This is a genomic window from Sandarakinorhabdus cyanobacteriorum (genome assembly GCF_002251755.1).
GTDB lineage: Bacteria > Pseudomonadota > Alphaproteobacteria > Sphingomonadales > Sphingomonadaceae > Sandarakinorhabdus > Sandarakinorhabdus cyanobacteriorum.
On record NZ_NOXT01000012.1, the window covers coordinates 1 to 4,838 of the forward strand.

At 61.1% G+C, this 4,838-nt stretch carries 4 protein-coding genes; all 4 read left to right on the forward strand.

Going from position 1 to position 4,838, the window contains the following annotated elements; all coding sequences use genetic code 11:
- Positions 1-53: 53 nt before the first annotated feature.
- The 4 genes from CHU93_RS00150 to CHU93_RS00165 all read left to right on the forward strand — a co-directional run bounded on the left by CHU93_RS00150 (position 54) and on the right by CHU93_RS00165 (position 4,717).
- On the forward strand, positions 54-860 hold the full coding sequence (locus CHU93_RS00150) for a response regulator transcription factor (protein WP_207759160.1): 807 nt from the start codon (positions 54-56) through the stop codon (positions 858-860).
- On the forward strand, positions 742-1,977 hold the full coding sequence (locus CHU93_RS17800; RefSeq protein WP_243375017.1) for an ATP-binding protein: 1,236 nt from the start codon (positions 742-744) through the stop codon (positions 1,975-1,977). The genes CHU93_RS00150 and CHU93_RS17800 overlap by 119 nt, the downstream gene beginning before the upstream one ends.
- A 98-nt stretch (positions 1,978-2,075) precedes the next feature.
- Complete coding sequence (locus CHU93_RS00160; protein WP_094472211.1) at positions 2,076-2,660, forward strand: cytochrome b; 585 nt, start codon at positions 2,076-2,078, stop codon at positions 2,658-2,660.
- A complete protein-coding gene (locus tag CHU93_RS00165; RefSeq protein WP_094472212.1) occupies positions 2,657-4,717 on the forward strand; it encodes a TonB-dependent receptor plug domain-containing protein in 2,061 nt (686 codons plus the stop codon). Before CHU93_RS00160 ends, CHU93_RS00165 begins: the two co-directional genes overlap by 4 nt.
- Positions 4,718-4,838: the final 121 nt, after the last annotated feature.

Here is a 4,838-nt window from a genome sequence, read left to right on the forward strand (position 1 = left end):
AACGCCCTGACAGGAAGGCTCATGAATAAGGCGGGTTAGGGAACCATGCCTGAATGCAACAATATCGCAACCTATTGCCGCAGATGGCCAATGCTTGTGCGGCATGGCATCAAGGCCCACTTGTGGGAACCGTTGAAGAATTGGGCGAATTGATGGAAAACTCCATGGGTCAGGCGCTTTCCGGCTATCGCGTCCTGATTGTCGAGGACGAGCCGGAGATTGCCGAGATTCTGGCGACCTTCCTCGAACGGGAGGACGCACGATGTCTGGTGCTCCGGGATGGGATCGAAGTGCGCGATGCGGTCTGGCGCTGGCATCCCCAACTCGTGCTGCTCGACATGAAGATGCCCAAGCGTAGCGGCTGGTCGGTTCTGGCCGACTTGCGCGAGACCCATCCTGATCTTCCGGTGATGGTGATCAGCGCGCTGGGCGATGATGTGGACAAGTTATCGGGCTTCCGGCTCGGCTGTGATGATTATGTGGTGAAGCCTTTCAATCCGCTGGAGATCGTCGCCCGTGCGGGGGTGCTGTTGCGCCGCGGCAGTGTGGCAGCGCCCCCCGTCGCCACGGGGCAAGGTGGGTTGCGGATCGACCGAGGCGGTTTCCGGGCCTTTTATGACGATCATCTGCTCGATCTCACCCGCGTGGAATTTCTGCTGCTTGACGCGCTGGTTCAGGTGCAGGGACGGGTTGTCAGTCGCGGCTTCCTGATCGACTCTGCCTTGGGAAGCGACGCGTATGATCGCTCCGTCGATCCGCATATCAGCAGGCTGCGGCAAAAGCTGGCGGCGGTCGCCGGACCGCGGATCGGCATTGCTGCGGTACGCGGCGAAGGATACCGGCTCGATGTTCTCGGTTAGGCGGATCAGCAACCGCATCGCTCTGGGTGCAGTCGCCTTGAGCCTTATCGCGGCCATCATCGCCGCATTCGCGCCGCAGCTGGTTTATGCCGTCCGGGACACACTGTTCCTGGCGAGCCTGACACCCGAGGATCAGGCACACCTCACTGCCATGATCGGCACGTCCGGCCAATGCGCACCTAGCGTGCGGGCGTTCAAGGTGGCGCATGGCTTTACCGCGTGGGAGATCAATTACCATCTCGCGCTGGCGGTGCTGATCACGATCACCGCAATCTCGGGAGGCTGGCTTGCACAGCGGTTGGGGGCGTCCATGGGGCAACCGATCGAGCAATTGGCCGAATTCGCCCGGAAGACCGGATCAGGCGAGCGCGAACTGCCCGTGCCGCTCAAGCGCGGTGCCGCCGAGGAGGTGGAGACCCTCCACCACGAATTGACCCGGATGACCGAAGCGCTGCGCACCGCCGATGCCGATCTCAAGTTTCGTTCCTCCGCGATTGCGCATGATCTGCGCACGCCGTTGACGATCATGCGCGGCCGCCTGGTCGGCCTGCAATCGGGCGTGTTCCAGCTGGATGACCAGTTGATCGCGGCGCTGCTGCGACAGGTGGGAATTGTCGAGGAACTGGTTGGCGATCTCGATCTGCTGACCAGTTCTCAGGCGATGATCATGCAGCCGCAAAGCACCAGAATCGACGACCTCGTGCGCCAAGTTGTCGAAGGGCACGCCGAACAGCTGCGGAATGCCGGGATTGCGGTGGCGATCGACACGGTTCCGGCGACAGCCATGGTCGATGACCGAAAACTGTCGCGCGCAATCAGCAACTTGGTCGACAATGCCGTCCGCTATGCGCCGCAGTCCCGTCTGGCGATCAGAGTCTGGCAGGAGCGCGACGAGGTGCGGTTGCGCATTGCCGATGACGGACCCGGCTGGCCCGAGCAGGACCTAGCGGTTCTGCTCGATCCTTTTACCCGCGGCGAAATCTCACGCTCGCGCGAGACCGGCGGCGCCGGACTAGGGCTCGCGATCGTCCATGCGATTATCAAAGCTCATAAGGGGAAAATGACGCTCTTGGACAACAACAACGGCGGATCGGTAGTGGAAATCCAGATCCCTTAGAACATTTGAGCGAAAATTTGATCAACGCAACCGAGCCGCAATATTGCCTCATGAAATCGCAACTCTGAGCTGGCTTCATCGCCATCAAGGAGATTGCCATGACATTCTACACTATTCAGATGCGTTTCATGCATTGGATTGCGGCATTTATAATAATCGCTGCATTGGCGATTGGATTTGTTCTTGGTTATGGCATCGTCGATGGGCGATCCGATCTGGGCAAAACGCTTTTCGGCCTGCATATCTCGCTCGGCGTGATAGCCATCGTGATTATGGCTGCGCGCCTCGTTGTCAGGCAGGCTTCGCCTCGCCCCTCGATCAACGGCACGCCAGCGGCCCGGTGTCTGGCGGGATCGGTCCACTGGGTTCTCTATGCACTCGCGTTGGGCGTGCCAATCCTCGGTTACGCCATGGACCTCGCCTATGGCGGGGTGCCGAACGTGTTCGGGATCTCCATGCCCGATTTCGGCTGGCTTGCGCCGGCTGGAACGCAGCACCCGGCGGCGGAAACGCTCTACACGCTGCACAGCTATGGCGGACATGCGCTCGCATTTCTCGTTACCATGCACGTCGGCGCAGCACTGTGGCGTACGGCAAGGGCGGCGCCTGGGGAAGTAGACGGCCTCCGCCGCATGTTGGGATCCAGAACACAGGTCCCGCCTGTCGGAAAGGACGAGCGGTGAGCATCATTGTGTTGCTTGGTGCTGTCATGGCCCAGCCATCGGTGTCAGCGCCTGACCCTGACCGGAAGGTCGAGGAGCCGTCGAAATCGGTCGAACTCAGGCCGGAAGCTGCGCAGACCAGCTTTCCTGCAAGCTTCTTTGCAGAGCTTCAGCCGCAAAATGCCCTCGACATGTTGAGCAGATTGCCCGGCTTCACCCTCATTGAAGGGCAGGCGGTGCGCGGCTTCGGGGGGGCTGCGGGCAACGTGCTGGTCGATGGTGCACGTCCGGCAAGCAAAGACATCAGCCTGTCCGAATATCTGCGCCGCATTCCTGCCAGTGTGGTGGAGCGGATTGAATTGATCGACGGCGCCGAGGCCGGCCTTCAAGGAGGTGCCAGCCGACTGATCGCCAATGTGGTGCGCCGCACCGCCGCGCCATCAAGCGGCACATGGCGGATGAGCAACGCGGTGACCGCACGAAACCGTCATGCCCCCTTTGGTGCGATATCCTGGAACGGAACCCTTATTGGCTTGAAGACTATGGCTAGCCTCGAAGGCGGTCTCAGCAACGTCAAGACCGTTGACGGGGTGCAGCGGAACTTCGATGGACTTGTGCAGCAGGTAGAGGCTGGTCCCTATGTCGATCTGAGGCGCTTCCCCTCGGTCGCTGGGGCTCTGAATCTCTCACGGGATGTGGGAGGCACGGCTGCTGCACTGTCGCTGTCGGTGCGCCGCAGCCGGTTCGAGCGCGTCAGCCGGTTTGATGTGGTGCCCGAAGGCGGAACCAAAGTCACCCGAATCGAGAATGAAAGCAACCGCAATACCGACCGCAACGAGGAGATTTCGCTTGAGTTGACGCGCCGGATCGGCCGGGGTGAGGCCAAGTTGATCGGGTTACATGGTCGGCGCCGCAGCAATGTGATCAACACGGCTGACACGGATCCCTTGGACCAAGGCCCCAGCGGCGGTGTATTCGAGGCGGATGAATGGCAGCGCGAGAGCGTGCTGCGCGCGAACTGGGCACCGCGCTGGAGCGACTTCAGCATGGATTTCGCACTGGAAGCGGCGCGCACGTCCCTGCGATCGGATACCCGATTTTCGCAGATCGATGCCGGGGTGTTGCGACCGGGGCCCGAGGTGCGCACCGAAGTTGCGGAAACCCGCGGATCGGCCGAGATTTCGCTGAACTACACTGGATTCGGCGCGCTGACGATCGAAGGGGCTTTGGCCGGCGAGATCTCGCGCATTAGCTTGGCACCGCCCTTCGCTGCCTCCAACCGCTACGCCTTCTTCAAGCCTCGGCTCGTGGCGAACTGGCGGCCAGCCGACAACTGGACGCTGAACCTGCGCCTGGAGCGCAAGGTGGACCAGCTGAACTTCTCCGATTTCGTGGGTGCTGTGGAAGTACAGGATAGCAACACCACGGAAACCAATGCCGAGTTGCAACCTCCACAGATCGACAGCGTGCGGCTGAACATCGATCATCGCTGGGGTCGGCGCGGAAACGTCAGCCTGACCTTAGTGGGCGAACGGATCAGCAATGTGGTGGATGTGGTGCCAATTGGCGCCGGTGGCCAAGGGATCGGCAACCTCCCGACGGCGAGCAGGATGGGTTTCGATCTATTGGCGACCTTACCGGTCCCCTTCCTCTTCCGGGATGCGGAGTTCACCATCGATGCAAGCTGGCGACAAACATCGGTGCGCGATCCCTTCAACGGTATCGATCGTCCGCTGCAGTTCAGCGAATACAACCCTGCGGAATTTGGCTATCGCCATGTCGTTAGCCCCCACTTCACTTACGGAGGCACCCTGCGCGTTACGCCGCTGTCGCGAAGTTTCCGCGTGCGACAGCTTTCGTTGTTCGATGAAGGGCCATCTGGCGCACTTTATGCTGAGCTGCTGCTCGGCGGTGAAATCAAGCTGCGCATCGAAGCCAACCGGTTGTTCGGGGGACGGCTTAATCGCGATCTCATCCGCTTTGACGGAGTGCGCGGGCTGACGCCGGTTTTCGACCGGGAGCTACGCGAGAGGCGTGACCGTCCATCCTTTGCAATCCAGTTGGAAGGCCGCTTTTGAATGTTGCGTTGCGGGGTGTGATGTTGTGCCGCGCATCGCTGCAATGCGAACGCACGGTGGGTCAGCTGGATTGCAACGACTTGAACCGCGCCGGGTTTGCCGGAGGCTCCAACTCCTGAGA

Coding starts and splice junctions, on each gene's coding strand:
- CHU93_RS00150 (WP_207759160.1), top strand. CDS start 54: ATGCAACAATATCGCAACCTATTGCCGCAGATGGCCAATGCTTGTGCG.
- CHU93_RS00160 (WP_094472211.1), top strand. CDS start 2,076: ATGACATTCTACACTATTCAGATGCGTTTCATGCATTGGATTGCGGCA.